Origin of the sequence: Fulvimarina thalattae (genome assembly GCF_040239565.1) — a bacterium.
In the GTDB taxonomy this organism is placed as follows: Bacteria; Pseudomonadota; Alphaproteobacteria; order Rhizobiales; family Rhizobiaceae; genus Fulvimarina.
The window spans coordinates 90,738-113,800 of record NZ_JBEHWS010000004.1; the positions used below are offsets into that span (position 1 = coordinate 90,738).

The 23,063-nt window shown below is 60.4% G+C and carries 25 protein-coding genes; 17 read left to right on the top strand and 8 right to left on the bottom strand.

What is annotated here, in order from left to right; genetic code table 11:
- The first annotated feature begins 114 nt into the window (after positions 1-114).
- Together purF and ABRA89_RS06820 are read left to right on the top strand one after the other, a co-directional pair.
- Complete coding sequence (gene purF / locus ABRA89_RS06815; RefSeq protein ID WP_349940704.1) at positions 115-1,566, top strand: amidophosphoribosyltransferase; 1,452 nt, start codon at positions 115-117, stop codon at positions 1,564-1,566.
- Between the two features lie 18 nt (positions 1,567-1,584).
- Positions 1,585-2,325 (top strand): SDR family NAD(P)-dependent oxidoreductase, encoded by a 741-nt coding sequence (locus ABRA89_RS06820; protein WP_349940705.1) that lies wholly within the window; start codon positions 1,585-1,587, stop codon positions 2,323-2,325.
- A 28-nt stretch (positions 2,326-2,353) separates the two neighbouring features.
- Here ABRA89_RS06820 and ABRA89_RS06825 read toward each other — a convergent pair whose 3' ends face one another.
- The gene (locus tag ABRA89_RS06825; protein ID WP_349940706.1) at positions 2,354-2,569 is read right to left on the bottom strand and encodes a hypothetical protein; all 216 of its coding nucleotides are present in this window, start codon (positions 2,567-2,569) and stop codon (positions 2,354-2,356) included.
- Positions 2,570-2,839: 270 nt separating this feature from the next.
- On the opposite strand from ABRA89_RS06825, the gene ABRA89_RS06830 reads away from it, so the two are divergent.
- The 5 genes from ABRA89_RS06830 (at position 2,840) to ABRA89_RS06850 (ending at position 6,029) form a co-directional block, all read left to right on the top strand.
- Positions 2,840-3,373 carry a gamma carbonic anhydrase family protein gene (locus tag ABRA89_RS06830; protein ID WP_349940707.1) on the top strand — a complete coding sequence of 178 codons (534 nt, stop codon included), beginning with the start codon at positions 2,840-2,842 and terminating at the stop codon, positions 3,371-3,373.
- Positions 3,374-3,418: 45 nt separating this feature from the next.
- Complete coding sequence (locus ABRA89_RS06835; protein WP_349940708.1) at positions 3,419-4,525, top strand: aminotransferase class I/II-fold pyridoxal phosphate-dependent enzyme; 1,107 nt, start codon at positions 3,419-3,421, stop codon at positions 4,523-4,525.
- 136 nt (positions 4,526-4,661) lie between these two features.
- Positions 4,662-5,060 (top strand): DUF2147 domain-containing protein, encoded by a 399-nt coding sequence (locus tag ABRA89_RS06840; RefSeq protein WP_349940709.1) that lies wholly within the window; start codon positions 4,662-4,664, stop codon positions 5,058-5,060.
- A gap of 131 nt (positions 5,061-5,191) precedes the next feature.
- The gene (locus ABRA89_RS06845) at positions 5,192-5,542 is read left to right on the top strand and encodes a DUF2147 domain-containing protein (protein ID WP_463671261.1); all 351 of its coding nucleotides are present in this window, start codon (positions 5,192-5,194) and stop codon (positions 5,540-5,542) included.
- Between the two features lie 127 nt (positions 5,543-5,669).
- A complete protein-coding gene (locus ABRA89_RS06850; protein WP_349940710.1) occupies positions 5,670-6,029 on the top strand; it encodes a DUF2147 domain-containing protein in 360 nt (119 codons plus the stop codon).
- A 10-nt stretch (positions 6,030-6,039) separates the two neighbouring features.
- Here the strand turns inward: ABRA89_RS06850 and ABRA89_RS06855 are convergent, their stop codons facing one another.
- Entirely contained in the window at positions 6,040-6,552 is a 513-nt protein-coding gene (locus tag ABRA89_RS06855) for a regulatory protein RecX (protein ID WP_349940711.1), read from the bottom strand.
- 272 nt (positions 6,553-6,824) lie between these two features.
- Between ABRA89_RS06855 and ABRA89_RS06860 the strand changes: the two genes are divergently transcribed.
- Entirely contained in the window at positions 6,825-7,466 is a 642-nt protein-coding gene (locus tag ABRA89_RS06860) for a TRAP transporter small permease subunit (protein ID WP_349940712.1), read from the top strand.
- Positions 7,463-9,481, top strand: a complete 2,019-nt coding sequence (locus tag ABRA89_RS06865; protein WP_349940713.1) for a TRAP transporter large permease subunit — start codon at positions 7,463-7,465, stop codon at positions 9,479-9,481. The genes ABRA89_RS06860 and ABRA89_RS06865 overlap by 4 nt, the downstream gene beginning before the upstream one ends.
- Positions 9,482-9,530: 49 nt before the next feature.
- Here ABRA89_RS06865 and ABRA89_RS06870 read toward each other — a convergent pair whose 3' ends face one another.
- The gene (locus ABRA89_RS06870; RefSeq protein ID WP_349940714.1) at positions 9,531-10,235 is read right to left on the bottom strand and encodes a chromosome partitioning protein ParA; all 705 of its coding nucleotides are present in this window, start codon (positions 10,233-10,235) and stop codon (positions 9,531-9,533) included.
- A 238-nt stretch (positions 10,236-10,473) separates the two neighbouring features.
- Between ABRA89_RS06870 and ABRA89_RS06875 the strand changes: the two genes are divergently transcribed.
- From ABRA89_RS06875 to modC, 5 genes are read left to right on the top strand one after another with little or no spacing between them, the layout of a single operon-like run.
- The gene (locus ABRA89_RS06875; protein WP_349940715.1) at positions 10,474-11,439 is read left to right on the top strand and encodes a ribokinase; all 966 of its coding nucleotides are present in this window, start codon (positions 10,474-10,476) and stop codon (positions 11,437-11,439) included.
- Positions 11,436-11,834, top strand: a complete 399-nt coding sequence (locus tag ABRA89_RS06880) for a winged helix-turn-helix domain-containing protein (protein WP_349940716.1) — start codon at positions 11,436-11,438, stop codon at positions 11,832-11,834. The genes ABRA89_RS06875 and ABRA89_RS06880 overlap by 4 nt, the downstream gene beginning before the upstream one ends.
- Before the next feature lie 49 nt (positions 11,835-11,883).
- Complete coding sequence (gene modA, locus ABRA89_RS06885) at positions 11,884-12,648, top strand: molybdate ABC transporter substrate-binding protein (RefSeq protein ID WP_349940717.1); 765 nt, start codon at positions 11,884-11,886, stop codon at positions 12,646-12,648.
- 15 nt (positions 12,649-12,663) lie between these two features.
- Positions 12,664-13,335 carry a molybdate ABC transporter permease subunit gene (modB, locus tag ABRA89_RS06890; RefSeq protein WP_349940718.1) on the top strand — a complete coding sequence of 224 codons (672 nt, stop codon included), beginning with the start codon at positions 12,664-12,666 and terminating at the stop codon, positions 13,333-13,335.
- On the top strand, positions 13,332-14,441 hold the full coding sequence (modC, locus tag ABRA89_RS06895; protein WP_349940719.1) for a molybdenum ABC transporter ATP-binding protein: 1,110 nt from the start codon (positions 13,332-13,334) through the stop codon (positions 14,439-14,441). The genes modB and modC overlap by 4 nt, the downstream gene beginning before the upstream one ends.
- A 17-nt stretch (positions 14,442-14,458) precedes the next feature.
- Here modC and ABRA89_RS06900 read toward each other — a convergent pair whose 3' ends face one another.
- A complete protein-coding gene (locus ABRA89_RS06900; RefSeq protein ID WP_349940720.1) occupies positions 14,459-15,286 on the bottom strand; it encodes a hypothetical protein in 828 nt (275 codons plus the stop codon).
- A 252-nt stretch (positions 15,287-15,538) separates the two neighbouring features.
- Here ABRA89_RS06900 and ABRA89_RS06905 point away from each other — a divergent pair, with 252 nt between their 5' ends.
- Positions 15,539-17,440 carry a propionyl-CoA synthetase gene (locus ABRA89_RS06905; protein ID WP_349940721.1) on the top strand — a complete coding sequence of 634 codons (1,902 nt, stop codon included), beginning with the start codon at positions 15,539-15,541 and terminating at the stop codon, positions 17,438-17,440.
- A 6-nt stretch (positions 17,441-17,446) separates the two neighbouring features.
- Here ABRA89_RS06905 and ABRA89_RS06910 read toward each other — a convergent pair whose 3' ends face one another.
- Positions 17,447-18,046, bottom strand: a complete 600-nt coding sequence (locus ABRA89_RS06910) for a histidine phosphatase family protein (protein ID WP_349940722.1) — start codon at positions 18,044-18,046, stop codon at positions 17,447-17,449.
- Between the two features lie 205 nt (positions 18,047-18,251).
- On the opposite strand from ABRA89_RS06910, the gene argB reads away from it, so the two are divergent.
- Positions 18,252-19,154, top strand: coding sequence for an acetylglutamate kinase (argB, locus tag ABRA89_RS06915; protein ID WP_349940909.1), 903 nt, complete (start codon positions 18,252-18,254; stop codon positions 19,152-19,154).
- A gap of 18 nt (positions 19,155-19,172) precedes the next feature.
- Here the strand turns inward: argB and ABRA89_RS06920 are convergent, their stop codons facing one another.
- Positions 19,173-20,069 carry a DMT family transporter gene (locus ABRA89_RS06920; protein ID WP_349940723.1) on the bottom strand — a complete coding sequence of 299 codons (897 nt, stop codon included), beginning with the start codon at positions 20,067-20,069 and terminating at the stop codon, positions 19,173-19,175.
- Positions 20,070-20,138: 69 nt separating this feature from the next.
- Here ABRA89_RS06920 and ABRA89_RS06925 point away from each other — a divergent pair, with 69 nt between their 5' ends.
- On the top strand, positions 20,139-20,858 hold the full coding sequence (locus ABRA89_RS06925; RefSeq protein WP_349940724.1) for a pyrimidine 5'-nucleotidase: 720 nt from the start codon (positions 20,139-20,141) through the stop codon (positions 20,856-20,858).
- Between the two features lie 67 nt (positions 20,859-20,925).
- Here the strand turns inward: ABRA89_RS06925 and ABRA89_RS06930 are convergent, their stop codons facing one another.
- Both ABRA89_RS06930 and ABRA89_RS06935 read right to left on the bottom strand, forming a co-directional pair.
- Entirely contained in the window at positions 20,926-21,243 is a 318-nt protein-coding gene (locus ABRA89_RS06930) for a hypothetical protein (RefSeq protein ID WP_349940725.1), read from the bottom strand.
- Positions 21,244-21,419: 176 nt separating this feature from the next.
- Positions 21,420-22,877, bottom strand: coding sequence for a serine protease (locus tag ABRA89_RS06935; protein ID WP_349940726.1), 1,458 nt, complete (start codon positions 22,875-22,877; stop codon positions 21,420-21,422).
- Positions 22,878-23,063: the final 186 nt, after the last annotated feature.

The following is a 23,063-nucleotide window of genomic DNA, read 5'->3' on the forward strand; positions in this document are numbered from 1 at the left end:
TCTGGCGTATGGCAATGCGTGAGCGATGAATAGCGAATTCTAACCGGTCGCGCATTTGTCTATCTATTGGCCAATGACCGGCTCCTCCGACGCTGGCAGGCAATGAGAAACGCCATGGACGAAACGCCTTTCGGCGACGACACGCTGCATGAAGAATGCGGCGTTTTCGGCATTTACAATCGGACGGACGCGGCGGCTCTCGTCACCCTCGGCCTGCACGCCTTGCAGCATCGTGGGCAGGAAGCGGCGGGCATCGTCGCTTACGACGGCACCCAGTTCCACGTCGAGCGCCATCCCGGTCTGATCGGCGACGCCTTTACCAAGCAGGCCGTTCTCGAACGACTCCCTGGTGATTCAGCGATTGGCCATACGCGCTATGCGACCACCGGTGGCGGTGGGCTACGCAACGTGCAGCCCTTCTTTGCCGAACTTGCTGCTGGCGGCTTCGCCGTCGCTCACAACGGCAACATCACCAATGCCCTCACTGTCCAGCGCGAATTGCAGCGGCGCGGTTCGATCTTCTCGTCGACCTCAGATACCGAGACGATCCTTCATCTGATCGCAACCTCCGGCGCGCGGCTTTTCCGGGACAAACTGATCGACGCGCTTTCGCGTCTCGAAGGCGCGTTCTCTCTGGTTGGGCTTTCCTCGAAGAAACTGGTGGGGGTGCGCGATCCGCTGGGCATCCGCCCTCTTGTTCTCGGCGACCTCGAAGGCTCGCCAATCCTCACCTCGGAAACCTGCGCGCTCGACATCATCGGCGCCGACTTCGTGCGCGACATCGAGCCGGGCGAGATGGTCATCATCACCGATGACGGCATCGAGTCACTCTTCCCCTTTCAGAGGCGCAAAAGCCGCTTCTGCATCTTCGAATACGTCTATTTCGCGCGGCCGGATTCCAATGTGGAAGGCCGAAACGTCTATACGATCCGCAAGAATATCGGCGCGGAGCTCGCCCGCGAGAGCCATGTGGACGTCGATCTCGTGGTGCCCGTGCCAGACTCCGGCGTACCGGCTGCGATCGGCTACGCCCAGCAGGCCAATCTCGCCTTCGAACTCGGCATAATCCGCAATCATTATGTCGGCCGCACCTTCATTCAGCCGAGCGACGCGATCCGCCACATGGGCGTGAAGCTGAAGCACAATGCGAACCGCGCGATGATCGAGGGCAAGCGCATCGTTCTCGTGGACGACTCGATCGTGCGCGGCACGACGAGCCAGAAGATCGTGCAGATGATGCGCGACGCCGGCGCTTCGGAAGTGCACATGCGCATCGCATCGCCGCCGACGACCGGCGCCTGCTTCTACGGCGTTGACACGCCGGAAACCGGTAAGCTGCTCGCCTCGCGCATGACGGTCGAGCAGATGGCAGAGTTCATCAAGGTCGACAGCCTGGCCTTCATTTCGATTGAAGGCCTTTACCGGGCCTGCGATGAACCTCAGCGCGACCGTCACCAGCCGCAATATTGCGACGCCTGCTTCACCGGCGATTATCCGACGGCGCTGACGGACCTGGACGCGTCAGAAAACGTGCGCCAGCTCTCGCTGCTCGGCGGCTTCGGCTAACCAACCTCGAAGGACGGCATGACGGGACGACTGGACGGACGGATTGCGCTTGTCACCGGCGCATCGCGCGGTATCGGCTGCGAACTCGCCGAACTCATCGCGGCGGAAGGTGCGCATGTCTATTGCGTGGCGCGCACCGTCGGCGGACTCGAAGAGCTCGATGATCGGATCAAGGCGGCCGGGGGAACCGCGACCCTCGTCCCGTTGGACCTTTTGGATTTCGAGGGGATTGATCGGCTCGGTGCCGCAATCTACGAGCGTCACGGCAAGCTCGATGTTTTCGTCGCCAACGCAGGTATGCTCGGCGTTCTCTCGCCGATCGGCCATATCGAGACGAAGGTGTTCGAAAAGACGATGGCGACGAACGTCACCTCGGTGTGGCGTCAGATCCGATCCTTCGATCCGCTGCTGCGCAAATCAGATGCCGGGCGCGCGATACTGATGTCGTCGGGTGCGGCCCATTCCGCGAAGGCCTACTGGTCGCTTTATGCCGCAACGAAAGCTGCGGTCGAAGCTCTGGGGAAATCTTGGGCGAACGAGACCCGCAAAACGTCCCTTTGCGTCAATTCCGTCAATCCCGGCGCGACGAGAACTCAGATGCGGGCGCAGGCAATGCCGGGAGAAGATCCGGAAACCTTGCCGTCGGCACGAGAAGTCGCGTCGAAGATCCTGCCTCTCGCCTTCGCTGACATGTCCGAAACAGGTCGACTCTACGACGTCCGGGAGGAGCGCTTTTTGGACTATCACGACCCGGACTAAAGCCTTAAGCCTCGCCGTATATGGCGTTTCAGGCCGCCATAGACCGTCCTTGAAGGCGGGAAGAGCGCCGGACCGAGGCCAAGGCCTTCACGAAACAATCCGCGAAGAGATCGAGATCGAGAGGCGCGTATTCAACCAGTGCCTTTTCGATCATGCGACGGTCCAGGCCTTCCTTCAAAAGCGCTTCGATCGCCTGGAGGATAACGGCTTCGTCGTCCATTCTCGGAAGATCGCGTTCGAACATCTCATGGCCTTTGCGGAAAACGTGTCGGGACTGCATCGCCACTGGATTATCGTGCCGGTTGGTTGACTGAAGGTTAATTTCCGACACTCAGGGCTTCTGCCAAGTGTACGCAGCGCACACGATGCGCTTTTCCACATCAGATCGGAACTCGTTTCGGCAGCTTCCGCTCGGGGATAATGCGTCTGGAAATGATTTTGCTTTTATCGGCAACTGCGCTTCATGATGGCTGAAACGGCGAAAAGGCCGATCATGAAAGGGAGAGCCGAGACAATGCCGATTTATCAGCTGGATGGGGACAAGCCCGAAATTTCAGATGAGACGCCCCATTTCATCGCGCCCGGAGCGCATGTCATCGGTCGGGTCCGGCTGGGGAAAAATGTCGGGGTCTGGTTCAATGCCGTCATCCGGGGCGACAATGAATGGATGGAGATCGGTGACGACACCAACATCCAGGACAATGCCACGCTTCACAGCGACATGGGCTTTCCGCTGAAGATCGGGAAAGGCTGCACGATCGGCCACAATGCGATCGTCCATGGCTGCACGCTGGGCGACAATGTCCTGATCGGCATGGGCGCGACGATCCTCAACGGTGCCAAGATCGGCGACAATTCGATCGTCGGCGCCAACGCTCTGGTGACCGAGGGAAAGACCTTTCCGCCGAATTCCCTGATTGTCGGCTCGCCGGCCAAGGCCGTCCGCGAACTCGACGACACGGCCGCCGCTAAACTGAAGGAGTCGGCGCAGCACTACGTGCGCAACGCAAGACGCTTTTCAGATGGCCTGACCGAGATCGTCGGCTGAGCGCAAAACCGGTCTCAATACCTTCATCACGGGACATCCATCATTATGACGGGCCTCTTCGACGGGCGCATCCGTGCCCTCGCATCCGTATCGCCGTTCACCGGCCCCGAAACGCTCGAACGTCGCCATGGCCGGCCGTTCACGGCTCGGCTCGGGGCCAATGAGAGCGTTTTCGGCCCCTCGCCCAAGGCGATCGAGGCCATGGCGCGGGTTGCGGCGGAAAGCTGGATGTACGGCGACCCGGAGCAGTTCGAATTGCGCGAAGCGCTTGCTGCACAGCACGGGCTTGCGGTCGAGAACATTATCTGCGGCGTCGGCATCGACGGCCTGTTGCGCGATCTCATCACGGCAGCCTGCTCGCCGGGGAGCACTGTGCTGACCAGCCTCGGCGCCTACCCGACTTTCGGTTATTTCGCGACAGCCGCCGGCGCGGTGATCGAGACCGTGCCCTATACGAGCGATTTTTGCCAGAACTGGGAGGCTCTTGCGGAGCGCGCCCGCGAGCTCCACCCAAAGATTCTCTATCTCACCAATCCGGACAATCCGACCGGAAGCTGGCACGATGCAGCCGCGCTCGAATCTCTGCTTGCTGTCGTTCCGGAGGATACGATCGTCGCGCTCGACGAAGCCTATTGCGACTTCGCGCCCGAAGAGGCGACCACCCGAGATGATCTCATTCGACCGAACCTTCTGCGCTTCCGAACTTTCTCGAAAGCTTACGGAATGGCGGGGGTTCGCGTCGGCTACGTGTTCGGCGATCCATATGCCATCTCACAATTCGATAAGGTTCGCGACCATTTCTCCGTCAGCCGTATGGCCTTGGCCGGCGCGCAAGCTGCTCTTTCGGATAGAGATCACCTGAACTGGACTGTGGATGAGGTCGCAAAGAGCCGCATCCAGCTCGCTCTTGTGGCGGAAAAGCAAGGCTTTTCCGCCCTGCCCTCGGCGACGAATTTCGTTGCGATCGATCTTGGGCAGGGGCGCGAATACTGCCGCAAGGTCGCCAAAGAGATTGAGAGGCAGGGCGTCTTCATCCGCCGCCCTGGCGCGGAATTCCTGAACCGGACCCTCCGTGTCAGCGCCGGAACGCCGTCCGATATCGAACGCTTCGACGAAGCACTTCGGAGTGCGATCGAAAAAGTGGACACTTGAGGAGGCGTACGGGCGATCTGCGGCTTGGTACTCAACTGTGACCACCGCTCCTTCCTCTCGCGAGAAAATGTCGCTCTCCACGGCACCGTCTTCTTGAGAGCAATTTTCGGGATGATGAAGCTTTAAGGGACATCTCATGAATTTCGAAGCGGCATCGATCATGTCACATTCCAGAAAACACCAACCTTATTTCCTGGTCCTGAGTGCCGCGCTGGCTCTCGGCACATTCTCCGTCGGGCCGGCATCTGCACAGTCCGGCATCGTCGGCTCCTGGACCACATCCGATGGCGAGATCATCGCGGTCAAGCCGTGCGGCGGAGCTCTCTGCGCCACCGTTGCCAGCGGCCAGTACCAAGGCGCGGCCGTCGCCCGTGTTTCCGGCTCTGGCCCTGAATTCGAGGGCCGCGTCCATGACCCGCGGAACGGAAAGAGCTATCCTGGCTCTCTCACGCTCGATGGTGGTCGGGTGGCGCTCAAGGGCTGTATCATGGAAGTCTTCTGCAAGACTGTCCAATACTGGCAGCGCGCAGGCTGAGAATCGCTTTCCGGCGCAATCCGTTCGCTAATTCTGTTTGCTTTCCAAGAGTTTCGGGCCCTATCATTCGGCAATAGTCAAGCCGGCATTCTTTCATGACCGGCCCAATGACTGATGGGGAGGAGACCATTATGAAAACGATTGCGACAGCGCTTGCCGCCACAATAATGCTCGGCGCCGGCCTGAGCGGTGCACACGCCCAGTCCGAGCCTCTGGTCGGCCAGTGGCGCGCCGAAACCGGAAACGTCGTCAGGGTCTCGCCCTGCGGAGGTGGTTATTGCGCAACGATCGTCACCGGCCAGCACAAGGGCAAACTGATCGGCCAACTATCCGGGTCGGGTGGACGCTATACCGGGACCGTGACGGACCCGAATTCCGGAAAGACCTACAACGGATCGGCGACGGTGAGCGGTGCTTCGCTCAAGCTGACCGGCTGTGCGCTCAAGATCTTCTGCAAGAGCCAGACCTGGTCGCGCATCTAGGCGGAGATTCGCATCCTCGTCACAAACACGTGTCGGGCAGGAACAGGAGCTGCCCAATTCCCGTCTCTCGAGAGCTGTAATCTGTTTTCAAGAGACGGCACCGCACCTGACACGAGGGAGTGAACACATGAGAAAGCGGACATCCGCACTCGCCGCGAGCGCGCTTCTCGCATTTTCCGGCCTTGCAACGAGCGCCTTCGCCTCGGAACCAATCGTCGGCCAGTGGCGCGCGCCTGGTGGCGGCATCGTCGAAGTGGCGCCCTGCGGCGGCGAATTCTGCGCGACTGTCGTCAGCGGCGAGCACAAGGGCAAGTCGGTCGGTCGGATGTCCGGCGCGGGCGACTCGTATTCCGGCACCGTCACCGATCCACGCGAAGACAAGACCTATGACGGCACGGCTTCCATCGAGGCTGGTGGCAATGCGCTGAAGCTGCAAGGCTGCGCGCTCAAGGTCTTCTGCAAGAGCCAGACCTGGAATCGGGTCTGACCCATAAAGTCTATCCAGCCTCGACTTGCGAGACGTCATCGGCCAAAGCGAGGTCGTCGGTTTCAAGATCGATGACCGCAGCTGCAAGGCCGTAGGAAAATCCAGCGCGCATCATGGCGGCGACATCCCGGTCCCGCCGCTCGGTGCGATTGCGCAGTCTCCACGGTCCAAGTCGGCGGCGTTTCGCATATGAGTGCGCCGCCTCACTTTCCGTCGTTTCGTCTTCTGCCGTAACAGCTTCTATCACGCTTCGTTCGACGCCTTTTTCAGAGAGCTTGGCCTCGACCATCCGGCTCGAAACGCCCTTGCGACGCAGTGATCTCACCTTCGCCTCGGCAAAGCTGACATCATCGAGAAATCCCAGTTCCGCAAAGCGCGCCGTTACGGCATCGATCAGCGGGGCGTGATCCGCTTCGTTTTCATCGCGCAGCATCATCCGCCGACGCACCTTGCGGGTCAGCACACGGCGGAAATTCTCCGTGGAAGTTGCGTACCGCTCCAGATAGTGAGCGCCCGCTCGCATGAGCCATTCCCGCGTCACCGGGCCGGGCTGCTTTTTGGGTCTGTCGGCGATCGGATAGTCCCCTGCATTACAGCGTCGTTCAGTCCTCCTGCGGCTGGCACCGCATAAAGCCGCTTGGATTGGTCGCACATTTCAAAGGCTTGCGAAACGGCGGCTCAATCCTTAACGAACGGACGATTTTCAGCCGCGATACCCTCGATCTCCGCCCTGAATGCGCATCGGAACCTGCGCATGGTGAGGGATCGAAGTCCCTTCCGGGAGGATAACGAAGAATGCAGGCCCTTTTGTCCTTTTCGCAGGGCATCGATCGCGTAACGACCTTCTTCGGTCGGGGCGTCTCCTGGCTCGTCCTCGTCGTGGTTGTCGTGAGCGCAGGCAATGCGATCGTGCGCAAGGCCTTCAACATGTCGTCGAATGCCTGGCTCGAAGTCCAGTGGTATCTCTTCGGCGCGATCTTCATGCTGGCGGCAGCCTGGACACTCCTGCGCAACGAGCACATCCGGGTCGATATCGTTTCGAATTATCTGTCCAAGCGAACCCGCGACTGGATAGATTTTCTCGGACACCTCTTCTTTCTCTTGCCCTTCTCCATCCTGATGGTCTGGCTACTGGTGCCCTATGTCATCGGATCGTTCGAAAGGCAGGAATATTCGCCCAATGCCGGCGGTCTCATCATATGGCCGGCGAAGGCGCTGCTTCTCGCCGGTTTCGTCCTATTGCTCTTCCAGGGCGTTTCCGAACTGATCAAGCGCGGCGCGATCCTGTTTGCAGGAGAGCCGGATAGGACACCGCTCGCAAAGCACCTGCCGCTTGCCGAAGAGATGGAGCAGCTCGCGCCGGACTATCCACCGCCAAGCGCAGACGGGCCTGATCCAAAGACGCGGGCCGCGCGGCGTGAGGAGGATCGGTCATGATCGAATTCATCGCCCACAATCTCGCACCGATCATGTTCGTTTCGCTCGTGATCTTCCTGCTGCTGGGCTATCCGGTGGCATTCTCGCTTGCGGCGAACGGCCTGCTGTTCTTCTTCATCGGCGTCGAGCTCGCGCCGCTCTCGCCTGACATCAATCTCTTCTATCCGCTGCTGGGCGCCCTACCCGACCGCTTTTTCGGCGGCATCATGTCGAACGACACGCTGCTCGCCATTCCCTTCTTCACCTTTATGGGTCTGATCCTCGAACGCTCCGGCATGGCCGAGGACTTGCTGGAGACAATCGGCCAGCTCTTCGGCCCCTTACGCGGCGGGCTTGCCTATGCGGTGATTTTCGTCGGCGCGCTGCTCGCTGCGACGACCGGCGTCGTCGCGGCCTCCGTCATCGCGATGGGCCTCATCTCCCTTCCGATCATGCTGCGCTACGGTTATGACCGGCGTCTCGCGTCAGGCGTCATTGTCGCTTCGGGCACATTGGCCCAGATCGTACCGCCCTCGCTCGTCCTGATCGTCCTCGCCGACCAGCTCGGCCGCTCGGTGGGTGACATGTATTCCGGCGCTCTCGTTCCTGCGCTTGTCCTGTCCGGCCTCTATTTTCTCTACGTGTTCGGAATGACGATGTTTCGGGCGAGTTCCGCGCCGGCCCTGCCACCGGAAGCGCGGACGCTCGGGCGTGGGGTCACCTCGCTGATCGTCGCGCTGATCGTCGCTGCCGCGCTCGCCTACGGTGCCTCTCACTATCTGGAAGATAAGGTTCAGCAGGGCGCGGTGATCTGGGGCGCGGCGATTGGTGTTGTGGTCGTCTATCTCGTCGCAACGATCAATAAGGCCTTCGATCTCAAGATTCTGTCCTATCTGGCGCAGCAGGTCATCATCGTCCTGATCCCGCCGCTGGCGCTGATCTTCCTCGTTCTCGGCACGATCTTTCTCGGCGTCGCGACCCCCACAGAGGGTGGTGCGATGGGTGCGGTCGGTGCGCTGATTCTCGCCTTTGGCAAGCGTCGCCTGACCATAAACCTGATGACCCAGGCGATGGAATCGACGGCCAAACTCTCGGCTTTCGTGCTGTTCATTCTCATCGGCGCGCGGGTCTTCTCCCTGACGTTTTACGGCGTGAACGGCCACATCTGGGTCGAAGAATTGCTGACCTCGGTGCCCGGCGGCGAGACCGGCTTCCTGATCGTGGTCAACATCCTGGTCTTTTTTCTTGCCTTCTTCCTCGACTTCTTCGAGCTCGCCTTCATCATCGTGCCTCTGCTCGCGCCGGCGGCGGAAAATCTCGGCATCGATCTGATCTGGTTCGGGGTACTGCTCGGCATCAACATGCAGACGAGCTTCATGCACCCGCCTTTCGGGTTCGCATTGTTCTATCTCCGCTCGGTTGCGGCCAAGGTGCCCTATCTCGACCGCGTCACCGGAAAAAGCATGCAGCCGGTGACCACCGGCCAGATCTACTGGGGCGCGATCCCGTTCCTATGCATCCAGCTTCTGATGGTGGCGCTGACGATCATCTTCCCGGAGATGGTGATGCGCTACAAGAACGAGCCGGCGCCTGCGGCGGCTTCCGAGGAAAGCATCCAGTTTCCATCCTTCGGGGGCGACGGCGGGCTCGGCCTGCCACCGCTAAATCCGGGATCGGGGTCAGACGGTTCAAACGAAAACAATCCGTTCGGACTCCCGCCGCTAGGAATGCCGAATGCGCCGTCTGACAACACGGCTCCGGCTGTGGAACCCTCTTTTGGCCAGCCGAGCCTCGGCCAACCGCCAAGCGAACTTGGCGGCACTGGCTCCGATGCGCCAAATTCCGGAGAAAGCAGAGTACCTGCTAACGACGCACCGTCGCTCGGCCTGCCGCCGCTCGAACTCGATCGGGAAAGCGGTGGTAACGGCGGCGCCGAACCGGCATTCGGCGATCAGCCTGCACCGGACAACGGAACCGCCGAGGCGGATACCGGCTCTACGACACCCGATCTCTCGCAGCCGCCATCATTCGACTGAGGCGGTGATCTGAACACCATCCCAGGAAAGACGGCGCTTTAATGATCCGTCAGGCGGCGATTTGTGTGTCGGTTCCGCGCGGCAGATCCGTCGACGCGGACATCATCCGCAGGATGCCGACTTCGTAGGCAAGCATCGCCGCTTCGGCTCGGGCTCTGTCGAGCCCCGGCGCTTCCGCATCATCGAGCGTGAAGAGCGTGCCGCCCGACAGGAATGGCGCCTCGTAGGCTGCCCGCATCGAAAGGCCGACCGGCAGACGGCGGGTCGTGCTCTTTTCGATCATCGTCTCGACAGCACGTGCGATCCGGCTGTGGATCGGGGTAATGGAACTCGCAACGAAGGCGCGTTCCCGGCCCGGCCGTCCGATATCCGTCATCTCGTCGAAGAGACGATCCGTCGAAAGAGCGGCAAAGGCGGAGAGCGGCGAGAAGCGGACCGGGATCAACGTGCGGTCGGCCATGCGCTCGGCAAAACGCAAGAGCTCCGGATCGGTCCCACAATCGATGATCACACTGTCTCCGCGCCGGCGCGCACCGCGCAGGATCGACTCGATCTCGGTCAAGCCGGTTTCGCGCATGACCCGAATTTTCGCCGGGCAGCCCGGCTTGGCAGCCCAATCAGCGAGATCGGCATCCTTCGCCGCGTCTACGACGGTGACAGGGATATTCGCAGCCGCGGCGACCCCGGCGAGTGTCATCGCCAATGTCGTAGCGCCCGACGACTTCAGCGATCCGATTGCGATGACAGGAACCATCTGAGACCGATATCCTTTGGTTTTCAAAGACTTGCCGTTTGAGAAACGGACCATTTTCGGAGTTTAGATTTCGTTCGTCTTGGTTAACAAAGGGTTAACATCGCGGTCCGTCGCCTCGCGTGGGGACGAGCTGTTGCGCATCCGCCATTTCGTAAAGTCAGCTTCGAACCGCTTGACCTTTCTGCAGTTTCGCCCGACCCCATAGCGATGAAGAGACACGCACATCGGGGGAGTCGAGATGGAAAGAGATACGACGGAGGTGCGGGGAAACGTTCTCGTTTTCGGGTCCCTGAACATGGATCTCGTCTGCCGTGTGGAGCAGATAGCCCGACCCGGTGAGACCGTTCTCGGACCGAGCTACGAACAATTGCCCGGCGGCAAAGGCGCCAACCAGGCGGTAGCGGCCGCACGCGCCGCGGCAGGCAGTACCAGTGTCCGGATGATCGGCGCTGTCGGGAAGGACGATTTCGGCACTGCAATCGTTGCCAACCTCGAAGCCAACCAAATCGATGCCGGTGGAATCGTGCGCTTGGCGGAACCGACCGGTGCGGCCTTCATCTCGATCGACAGTGACGGTGAAAACGCGATTACCGTCGCCAACGGTGCAAACAGGATGCTTGGCGCGGATGCACTCGAGGGTTCTGAGATTAGCGAGAGGACGGTGCTGCTGCTCCAAATGGAGACACCGTCAAAAGCCATCACCTCCGCGGCAAGGCGTATCGATGAGGCCGGCGGCCGGGCTGTGCTCAACCTTGCGCCGGTTCCCGTCGATCTGACTGGCGCAAAACTGCGCGAACTCTGCGAGCCGCTGGACTGGCTGATCGTCAACGAGCTCGAACTCGAAGCCGCCGCGAAGGCTCTCGATTTAAATGCGGGGACGATCAGCGATATTGCCGGGGTCGTCGGGAAGACGCTTGATATGAACGTCGTCGCGACGCTGGGCGCCAACGGCGTCGTCGTGGTCCTGAAGGATGGGGAGGCCTTCGTGGAACCGGCCCTCAGCGTCGAAATCGAGGATACGACAGGCGCCGGCGATACCTTCTGCGGCGTCTTCGCGGCGAGTCTGGCGGCAGGACTAGAGGCTCGTACAGCCGTCCGGCGCGCGACCGTCGCCGCCTCGCTCGCCTGCCGCCGCGTGGGCGCACAAACGGCGATGCCGAGTTTCGTGGAACTGGAAGCTGCCCTCAACGAGCCGCTGCCGTGAGCCGCAAGGGCCTCACACTCCTACGCGTGTCGCTGGGGCCGGTCAGCATCGGTCCGGGCAAAGCCAACCTTCTTGCCGCGATCGAAGAAACCGGATCGATTTCGGCGGCGGCGCGGCGTCTCAGGATGAGCTACAAGCGGGCGTGGTCGCTGACGGAAGACATGAATTCGGCTTTTGCCGAGCCGGTCGTCACTGCCGCGCGGGGAGGCACATCGGGCGGTGGAGCACAGCTGACGGAAACCGGTCGCCAGCTCTTCGAGGCCTATCGGCGGATGGAGTGCGCGGCGAGTAACGCGATCGGCGCTGATGTGGAGATGCTCACCGGACTTTTGCGTGGGGCGCCTCCAGCTAATACGGCGCGAAAGACTCCGGCGTATCACTCAGAAGATGACTAGACGCCGCCAATCCGATCGTTATGTTTCATGGAATATAACGGAGCTTTTTATGAGAACCCCTCTCGCCGCAAGAATCTTCGCGTTCTCACTCGTCGGCCTGTCATCGGCAGGTGCGCATGCTGCCGAGACCATGATTGCCGTGGCTGCGAACTTTACCGAACCGGCGCGCGAGATTGCTTCTGAGTTCGAAGAACAGACCGGCCACACTGCCGTTCTCAGTTTTGGTTCGACCGGGCAACTCTACACGCAGATTGAGCAGGGCGCGCCATTCGACGTCTTCCTCGCAGCCGATAGCGATCGGCCAGCCCTCGCGCTTGAAGAGGGTCTCGCCGTCGAGGGCAGTGCCTTCACCTATGCTATCGGCGCGATCGTGCTTTATAGCCCGGACGTCGATCTCGTTGCCGGTGCCGAGACTTTGCAAGACGGTGATTTCAGCAGACTTGCGATCGCCAATCCGCAGACCGCTCCCTATGGCGCAGGAGCTGTGGAGGCGATGCGGAAGCTCGGCGTCTTTGACGCTCTTCAGCCCAAACTGGTTCGCGGCAACAACATCGCCCAAGCCTATCAGTTTGTCGAAACCGGCAACGCGGAACTCGGGTTCGTTGCCAGCTCGCAGGTGGTCGATAAAGCCGGGTCGAAATGGTTCGTGCCGGCCGACCTCTACTCTGCCGTCAGACAGGACGCCGTGCTATTGAAAGAAGGCGAGGAGGACGAAGCCGCGAAAGCCTTCGTCGAATTCCTGCAAGGACCAGCAGCGCGTTCAATCATTCAACGATATGGCTACGAGCTCGATACGCAAGAGCCAAGGACCTGAGCGTATGGCGGCTTGATGGACCTGTCTCCGGCGCTGCTCGACCCGATATTTCTTACCCTTAAGCTCGCCGGCGCGACGACGCTCATACTGCTCGCCGTCGGAACGCCGCTCGCCTGGTGGCTTGCGCGTTCCAGAAATCGGCTCAAGGAGATCGTGGGAACGCTGGTCGCCCTCCCCCTTGTCCTCCCGCCCACGGTTTTGGGCTTCTATCTGCTTATCGCTCTAGGCCCCGAGGGTTTGGGTGGGCTCTTCGGCGTCCGCAGCTTCGCATTCTCCTTCGAAGGTCTGGTTTTCGGCTCGGTTATCTATTCGCTTCCCTTCGTCGTCCAGCCGATCCGCAACGCGTTCGAGGCGATCGGGGATCGACCCTTCGAGGTCGCCGCCACCTTGCGAGCCTCACCTATCGATCGGTTCGTGTCTATCGCTCTGCCGCTTGCCGTTCCCGGCTTCCTCACCGGCGCCGTTCTCGGCTTCGCGCACACGGTCGGGGAGTTCGGCGTCGTGCTGATGATTGGCGGCAATATTCCCGGCGAGACACGGGTTCTCTCGGTCGCGATTTACGATTTTGTGGAGACGCTGAATTTCGAAGCGGCTCACATCCTATCGGCGGGCCTCCTGGTCTTCGCTTTCTTTATTCTGCTCTCGATCACGCTGATTACGCGGCATCTGGGTGGCGCACGGCCATGAGCCTGACACCTGATCCGGTCGAGGTCGTGCTGAAAGGCCGGCTGGGAGACTTCACGCTCGACCTTGCCTTCAAAGCTGCGGGAACCGGCGTTACCGCAATTTTCGGGCGCTCCGGTTCGGGTAAGACCAGCGTTCTGCGCGCCATCGCAGGGCTCGAACGCTTTGAGGGAAAAATCTCCGTCGGCGGTGAAATCTGGCAGGATGCACAAACTTTCCTACCGCCACACAGGCGCGCGGTCGGCTATGTCTTCCAAGAGGCGAGCCTCTTCCCCCATCTTTCTGTTCGCAAGAACCTCGCATTCGGCGCGCGGCGAACCAAGCCGGGCGTGGACAAGGCAAGCCTCGATCACGTGATCGAACTCCTCGGTCTCGAAACGCTGCTTCATCGCGACACGACGAAGCTCTCCGGTGGCGAGCGGCAACGGGTCGCGATGGGCCGCGCGGTTCTCTCCCATCCCAAAATCCTGCTGATGGACGAGCCGCTCTCGGGCCTCGATCAGACAGCGAAGAATGCGATCCTGCCCTTCGTAGAAGCGCTTCATGCGGGCCTCGGCATACCCGTTCTCTTCGTCAGCCACGAGATGAGCGAAGTCGAACGGTTGGCCGATGATATCGTCGTCCTTGAGAATGGACGCGTCGCAAGTGCCGGTCCGTTGCGACAGGTACTCCTCGACCGCGATCTCGGCTTTGCGACGGAGCGAGACGCGGCCGCCGTCCTGTCCGGAACAGTGACTGCCTATGACGAGAGTGATGGGATTGCGGAGCTCGATCTTGGTGGGCAGACCGTCTTCGCGGCGATGGAAGAGGCACCCGTCATCGGCGCGCGCCGCCGCCTGCGCATCGAAGCGAGCGATGTCAGCCTGACACGCGATGCGGCGGCGGCTTCGACCATTCTCAACCGGCTCGACGTGACGATCCTCGGCATCGAGAGTTCGGGGCGCGCCCATGTCGCGGTTCTGCTGGCCCTCGGCAACGATGGGAATTCAGCCTTCGTCGCCAGCGTCAGCAAACGGTCAGCATCGCACATGAACCTGAAAGTCGGCGAACGACTGATCGCACAGGTGAAGTCGGTGTCACTCGCGACGAGCTATCGACGCCCCAGATAGCCATAGCGGTCACGGTGTCAGAAGCGATACCACAACGCGGAAAACGCACCGCGCTCCTTCAGCGCGTTGTGACCGACGACGGTCGCAAAGCCGCCGGCCTGCACCGACCATCGGTCCGACAGATCATAGACGAGCGAGCCTTGCGCCTTTTGATGACCGTATGATGCTTCGTCACTCGATGCGGAAGCGGTCGCAAAACTCTGCGCGAGAATCATGATTTTCTCGAAGACGCGATAACCGAGGGTCGTGTCGATGACCATCTCGTCAGGTCCGTCACCCAGCCGATACCGGTAGCCGAAAGAGACATCTGAGAAACCGGGCTTGCCCCAGAGTTCGAAATTGACGCCGCCGGACCACCGGGCTTCGAGCAGCGGCGAATCCCAGCCATATGTGTCGACCAACGCGTCGGCTTCACCGTAGACATCTTCTGTGAGCACGCCGACTTCGGCGCTCATCGCATAAGTGTCCGAGCGATAGAGCTGGGTCCTCAGGCCGAGCGAAGCACGTGAAAGACCCGGACGTTTATAGGGAAGGTCATCTGATGTCTCGGAGCTGAATTCGAGCCCGCCGGTCACCGTCAGCCAAGTGAAAAGTCCGTAGTCGAGGAGAAGTGAGCCCCCGCCTTTCTGGAAGTCGACCGGCTCGGTCTCATCATATCGCTGGGTGAATGCCTCATCCGCATGGGAAAAGAGGCCTGTGACAATCGCTTGTCCATCGCCCTCGTCCTGCAGCCAGGCTGCCGCTCGCGCGGAAACGGGGACATGAAGGAGAACAAGCGCCAAAAGGGAGAAGAAGACGCCGATACCGCGATAAGGCTTTGCTGGTCTTACTATCGCGGTCGCCATGTTTAATCTCCCCGTCGGACTTCAACCCGCATCCGACACTCAACCTCCAAAATGCTACCGTGAAGAAATAAACGCTTCCTCTACGGTCTCTCTTCAACGTATTTCGTGTCAGGCTTGGCTCAAACGGGCTGACATCTTCCACCAACGGCCATGCTTTCCGCGCCGGGCGTCAGTGCTATTCTTTCAACCCACCTCATGCGCATTCTCTTTCGGAAAGCGTCATTGAGAATGGTTTGGGAGGATCAGCTTTTCATGACCCAACGCTACCAGGACGTCTACGAACGATCTCGCATCGACCGCGAGGGATTCTGGCTCGAACAGGCAGAAGCGATCGACTGGTTCGAGAAGCCCACCAAGGCTTTTGACGAAACGCTCGGCGTTTATGGACGCTGGTTTCCGGACGGTGTCTGCAACACCTGCCACAACGCGCTCGACCGCCATGTCGCCTCCGGCAACGGTGACCGTACGTCGGTCATCTACGATTCGCCCGTCACCGGGACGAAGCGGAAGATCAGCTATTCCGAGCTTCTGTTAGACGTAAAAGCGCTTGCGGCCGCTATGACCGATCTGGGCGTCGAGAAAGGCGACAGGGTCGTCCTCTATATGCCCATGATCCCCGAAACGCTTACATCCATGCTGGCCTGCGCGCGGATCGGCGCGATCCACTCGGTCGTCTTCGGCGGTTTTGCAGCAAGTGAGCTTGCAAAGCGCATAGACGACGCCAAGCCGAAACTGATCCTGTCAGCCTCCTGCGGTATCGAGCCTGCGCGGAAGGTGGAATACAAGCCGCTGATGGACAAGGCGATCGAGCTGGCCACGGCCAAGCCCGACTCGACCATCGTACTCCAGCGCCCTGAACTCCCTTGCGATCTGGTCGACGGCCGCGACTACGACTGGAACTCCCTGCGTGACCGCTACAGAGCCGAGGTCGACGGCGGACGCCATGTTCCTTGCGAGCGAATGAAGGCGACCGATCCGCTCTATATCCTCTACACCTCCGGGACGACTGGAAAACCGAAAGGGGTCGTCCGTGACAATGGCGGGCACATGGTCGCCATGCATTGGTCCATGGGTGCGATCTACGGCATCGATGAAGGTGACGTCTTCTTCACGGCGTCCGACTTCGGCTGGATCGTCGGCCATTCCTATATCTGCTACGCGCCGCTGCTGAAAGGCGCGACGACCATCGTCTTCGAAGGCAAGCCTGTCGGAACGCCCGATGCCGGCACGTTCTGGCGCATCATCTCCGAGCACGGCGCCAAGACGCTCTTTACTGCGCCAACCGCCATTCGCGGCGTGCGCAAGGAAGACCCGGAGGGAAAACTCATCGGACAGTACGATCTCTCTAAGTTCGAGACCCTCTATCTTGCCGGCGAGCGCGCCGATCCCGAAACGGTCAAGTGGGCGGAGGAGAAGCTCGGGCGTCCGGTGATCGATCACTGGTGGCAAACCGAGACGAGCTGGACGATCGCCGGCAATCCGCGCGGCATCGAACTGCTGCCGATCAAGCGCGGCAGCCCGAGCGTCGCGATGCCAGGTTATGAACTGGCGATCCTCGACGAGGCCGCGAACGAAGTGCCGCGCGGGGAGATGGGCGCGATCGCGATCAAGCTCCCCTTGGCGCCCGGCAATCTGCCGACGCTCTGGAACGCCGACGAACGATTCAAGGAAAGCTATCTCGCAGAATTCCCTGGTTACTACTCAACGGCCGATGCCGGCTACATGGACGAAGACGGCTATCTGTTTGTGATGGGCAGGACTGACGACGTCATCAACGTCGCCGGGCATCGTCTGTCGACGGGCGAGATGGAAGAGGTTGTCGCCAAGCATCCGGCGGTGGTCGAGTGTGCCGTGATCGGCATGGAAGACGAGATGAAGGGCCAGATCCCCTGCGGCTTCGTCGTTCTGAAGGAAACCGATCAGGCGACCAAGGATAGTCTCGAAGCGGACGTCATTAAACGGGTTCGAGACGAAATCGGCCCCGTCGCCGCCTTCAAACGCGTGATCATCGTCGACAAGCTACCTAAGACCCGGTCCGGCAAGGTGCTGCGGCGGACGATGAAGGCAATCGTCGACGAAAGCGCCTTCGATACGCCAGCGACGATCGAGGACGCCTCGGCAATCGAGGGCATCGAGAACGCGGTCCGCCGATAAGGGTACTCAGGGTTCGATCGAGCCGCGCGTTTCGATCGAACCGTCTGCTCCCGCGGCGACCAGAATGATCTCTCCAGAGGCCGGGAAAATATCCGTCAGTGCCGTGATGTTGACCTGATGGGTCACCAGCATCGCCTTCCGGCCTTCCTCGGCAAGTTCCTGAATGCGCTTGCGTGCGGCTTCGGTCTGCGTGTCGCTGATCGAGCGATCGCCGAAGAACGAGTTGAGAAACGGCGCATCCTCCACGGGTGCGACGCCTAGGAGTTCGGCAGTCTCGCGGCAGCGGCACCATTGGCTGGTGAGCACCACGTCGATCTCGATCCCCGCTTGCCGAATGCGTTCGCCAATCGCCCTCGCCTGCTTGCGTCCCTCGTCTGACAGATTGCGCTGCGTGGAGCAGTCCCCGATCTCGAAATCGGACGGATCGCCCGTCCCCGGCGCGATGGCGTGGCGCATGAGAAGCTGGATGCCGTCGGCCTTCGCGCTTTCCAGACCAGCATCCTGAGCAGACGAGGCCTGCGAGGATAAAGTCAGTGCGATTACCGATGCTGCCGCTACTCTCGTCGCATTTTTCGCAGCTGAAAAGACCCAATTCGTGCTTCGCATCTTGCCCTCGCTGTCTATGAGTTATTTCAGGCAACTGGCGCAGCGCGACGGGCGAACCAGCGCGGCTTTCCGTCTCGCCGTTCTGTTGGACGGCAACGGGTTCAGTCGGCCCCGGTTTCCCGCTAGAACCACGCCGGAACCGGGCTGAGCCGCGCAATGGAAGAGCGCAAGATTGTAGCCCGACAATGACGAGCGAGAGACGATGATGAGCGATACCCCTTCCGTAACGGACAATGCCGAGACTCAGGCGCGTCTCCTCTCCGAAGCCTTGCCTTACATGCAAGCTTACGAGAACAAGAACGTCGTCGTGAAATACGGCGGGCACGCAATGGGCGATACCGAACTCGGTCGGGCCTTTGCCCGTGACATCGCGCTTCTCAAGCAGTCCGGCGTCAACCCGATCGTCGTGCATGGTGGCGGACCGCAGATCGGGCGGATGCTCAACCAGATGGGCATCGAGTCGCGCTTCGAAGGCGGACTGCGGGTGACCGATGCGGAGACCGTGCGGATCGTTGAGATGGTCCTTGCCGGTTCGATCAACAAGGAAATCGTCGCGATGATCAATGCCGAGGGCGAATGGGCCATCGGCTTGTGCGGCAAGGACGGCAATCTGGTCTTCGCCGAAAAGGCGACGAAAACGGTAATCGACCCGGACTCCAATATCGAGAAGGTTCTTGATCTCGGTTTCGTCGGCGAGCCTGTTGAGGTCGACCGGACGCTGCTCGATCTTCTCGCGCGCTCTGAAATGATCCCGGTCATCGCACCCGTTGCTCCCGGCAGGGACGGCGCGACCTACAACATCAACGCCGATACCTTTGCCGGCGCCATCGCCGGGTCGCTCAACGCCTCGCGCCTTCTCTTCCTGACTGACGTCCCCGGCGTTCTCGATAACAGCGGGGAATTGATCAAGGAGCTGAGCGTCAGCGAGGCCAAGGGACTGATCCGCAACGGCACGATCTCTGGCGGCATGATCCCGAAGGTCGAAACCTGCATCGACGCACTGGAACGCGGTGTTGAGGGCGTCGTCATTCTCAACGGCAAGACACGCCATGCGGTGCTGCTCGAACTCCTGACCGAGCACGGTGCGGGAACGCTGATCGTTCCCTGAATTCCCCGAAGCCTATTCTCATGAGCCGAACTGAATGAGGATGAGCACCGCGAGAATGACGAGACCGCAGCCGGCGAGCTCCGTACTTGAGATGGTTTCACGGAACCACCAGATCGAGGCGGCATAGGCGAAGAGAAGCTCGCTCTGGCCGACGGTCTTGACCAGAGCGACAGGCTGCATCGCCATCGCGGTGAACCAGCCGATCGAGGCCGCCGCACCGCAGAAGCCGGCCAGCAGTGCGGTTTTCCAGTTCCTTGCGATGGCGCTGAGAGTATGGCGTTCGAAAGCCATCATGAAGCTGGCCATCAGCACCGTCTGGAGGGCAATCACGCAGACAAGCGTCGTTGCGGCCGAAACGACCGGATCAGGGTTTTCGAGGGCAAGGGCGGCGCCACGGACGCCGATGGCCGCCAGCGCGAAACCGACACCTGAGGCAACGCCCAGCATGGCGGAGGGTACCGCCGATGGCTTGACGATCTGCCGGACGCTTCCCGTCCCTCCGATCGAGAGGATGAGCACCCCGGCAAGACCAATGACGATCGCCAGTATTCCGACCGGACCCAAGCTATCACCGATTATAAGGAAGCCAAAAATCGCCGCGATGATCGGTTCGGTCTTGGAATAAACGGTCGCCGCCATGAAATTGCGGTAGGAGAAGGCCAGAACCAAAAGCGCCGTGCCCGCGATCTGGGCGATCGCGGCGAAGACGACATATCCTGCGAAGACAAGATTGGGTGCGGGTGTCTTAAATCCGAAGCTTTCCAGCGTCAGGAGATAGATCAGCGCGAAGGGCAGACCGAAACCGAACCGCACGAAGGTCGCTCCAGTCGTCGAAAGATGTGCCTTGAGGCGCTTTTGCAGAGCTGAACGAACGTTCTGGAAGAATGCGGCTGCGACGGTAATTTCAATCCACATTCCTTATGAACCTTTTCATGCGACCCTCAAAAATCAGGGTCTTGCGACATCCAACCGGCGACAGGACGAATGAGCACAACCACACACACGGCCGTTACCGCTGAAGCCGACCGGGATGCGTTTGCGCATGTTCGCGACTGGATCTTCGATCTCGACAATACCCTCTATCCGCGCCACTCCGATCTCTTCTCTCAGATCGACCAGCGGATGACGACCTATATCGCCGAACTGATGACACTGCCGAGAGATGAGGCTCGCACCCTTCAGAAAGATCTGTACCGCCGCTATGGGACGACATTGCGCGGCCTGATGGCCGAGCGTGAGATCGACCCTGATGCCTTCCTGAGCTTCGTGCACGACATCGACTACTCGTGGCTGGAGCCAAATCCGCATCTCGGCGAAGCGATTGCAGCTCTACCCGGTCGCAAGTTCATCTTCACCAATGGCGATCGGGGGCACGCGGAGCGCGCGGCGAAACAGCTCGGAGTTCTCGATCATTTCGAGGATATTTTCGACATCGTCGCTTCGGACCTCGTACCGAAGCCCGCCGCCGAAACCTACGATAAATTCGTCGGTCTCCATGAAATCGAGGTCGAGCATTCGGCAATGTTCGAGGATCTGGCGAAGAACCTCACGGTTCCGAAGATGCTGGGTATGAAGACGATTCTCGTCGTGCCCCGCAATTTCGAGACGACCTTCGGAGATTATTGGGAACATGAGGGACGGGACGGGAGTCACATCGACTTCGTCACCGACGACCTCACATCCTTCCTGCAGAAAATCCGCTGAATCCGGCAGGTCGCCTGAAGATGTGACGCGTTTAGAGGCACGCGTAGACCTTTGGAATTTCCGGTCTTCAGAGGCGTGACCGGCCTCGGCTGGCAACGCCCACCTGCCCGTCGTCAGCATCATCCGCATTGCCCGCGGCGGTGTTCTCTTCGCCGTCGCCAGCGCCGTCACTTTTGCCGCGCTTGTTTTCCTCGAAGATGGCGGTCTGCTGTTCAGACCGATGCTCTGCCGTGCCGGCCTTGGACTCTTCGCGATCCTTCTTGCTGCCACTATCGGCATCACTGCGCGCTTCGGCATTCCGGGTCTCATCATCGGAAAGCTTTTCCGGCGTGTCCTTGTCCTGCTGCGAACGCATCATTTTGGGTTCGGTGCTGAGGTCTGGCATGGTTTGCTTCCTAGCGTGGTTGGACGTCTCCAGTCCGGAACACGAAGAAGCGTGCACCTGTTCCGTTCGACTATTTATGTGCACCTGTTTTCTAAGGCAGACGGCCACAACAAAAGAGCCGCACGAGATATCCCGCGCGGCTCAGTGAGGATGGTCGGTTGGAGGAGGGGGGTCGATTATTCGTCGAGGCAGAGAACCGGAAGGACCGAGTCTTTCACGCCTGCGACGGCATCTGGAACGCTCTGGAATGAAGCTTCCGGGTCCGCAGCCTCGTAATCGACCGCATTGGCGTCGAGGAACTTCGAGACGGCATTCGGCTGGATCGCGAAGTTAATCGACTGCGGAATATCACCCGTCGCGTCGGCGATTGCCACTGCATTCAGCTTGGCCGTGACGACACCAACAACGCGGCCAGACAGATCGACCAGCGGTCCGCCTGAGTTACCGGGCTGTACCGGCGCCGAAATCTGCATGTAACGCGGATCATTCATCAGACCGAGCAGCGAGGATACGTTGCCGCGCGTCACATTGAGCGAGTCGGCGAGGATTGAGCGCAGCGGGAAGCCAAGCGCAAGGATGTCTTCGCCCAAGCGCGGCTTATCAACCGCAACCTTCAGAGGTTGCTCGAAATGACCTTCAACCTTAACCAACGCGAGATCGTTTTCGCTATCGACCACACGATCCGTGATGCGACCATAACCGCTCACGAGCACAGCGTTGCACGCGTTGACGACATGCGCGTTGGTGAGAACCCATCCATCCTTGGAGACGGCGAAGCCCGAGCCGGCCATATCGAAGTCGACGTCGCCCGGCTTACGCTCGCCAACCGCCATTCCATTGTCGGCGGGCGGCATTGCGAACATATTGGGCTGAGAGGGATCGGCATAGGCCAGTGCATAGCGACCGTCGCGCGTCTCGTTGGTGGAACGACGGCGTTCCATCATCGCGCTGAACGGGCGATCATCGCGGCTTGCGAGAAGCGGCTGACGTGGCTCCAGCGCGAAGGGCTCGAAGAGTTCCGAGGCAACGAACAGGAATGGCTCGACTTCTTCTTCGATCGCAGGATCGAAAGACACGGAAAATCCGCGAAGATCGAATTCACTCTTCGAACTGACTTCGAAACGCATAAGGTAACTGCGGCCGGCATCTTCGCCCGCCACGCGGAACCAGTTCGGCGTGAATTCGGAGTCAGAAACGCTGCGGGTGTCGGTTTCGGTCGTCAGTACGTCGTAGAGACCCTTGAGCGTCTGCCCGGTGTCGGCGACACGCACGGTCTCGACTTCGAGACGACCATCTTCTGAGCGCCAGAGATTTCCGACGTCGGTCGTGCCGGAATCGACGACACGATTAAACGGAATGAGCATCCGCGAGCCGGTGAGTGCGTCATCCGCGAAAGCAACACCGAGGCTATTCTGGATCGAATCAGATTTGTCGACGAGCTGAGCGAGCATGTCGTCCGAGATCACGCCGTTCGGGTTCATGCCGTGACGCGCCTGAAAATCACGAATAGCGCGGAGCGAGCGGGGCCCGATGACGCCGTCGAAGGAACCCTCGTAGTCGCCGGTCCAGGCAAGACGAATCTGGAGACCCTGGCGGAAATCGATATCGGTTTGGGAATTATAGGCCTCAGCCAAGCCAACGGCGTGTGCAGGAGCCGTGAATGCGACAGTCGGCACTAGGGCCAAGCTTACCGCCGTCAACAGTGTCCGCGCTGCGCGTCGCATTTTTTATCCCCCTCAGGATCGGATAGTTGACTTAGCAACGACGCAGATCGCCATTTCGATCCCGGAAAAATTAACCTCTCGGTAAGGATAAGCTGC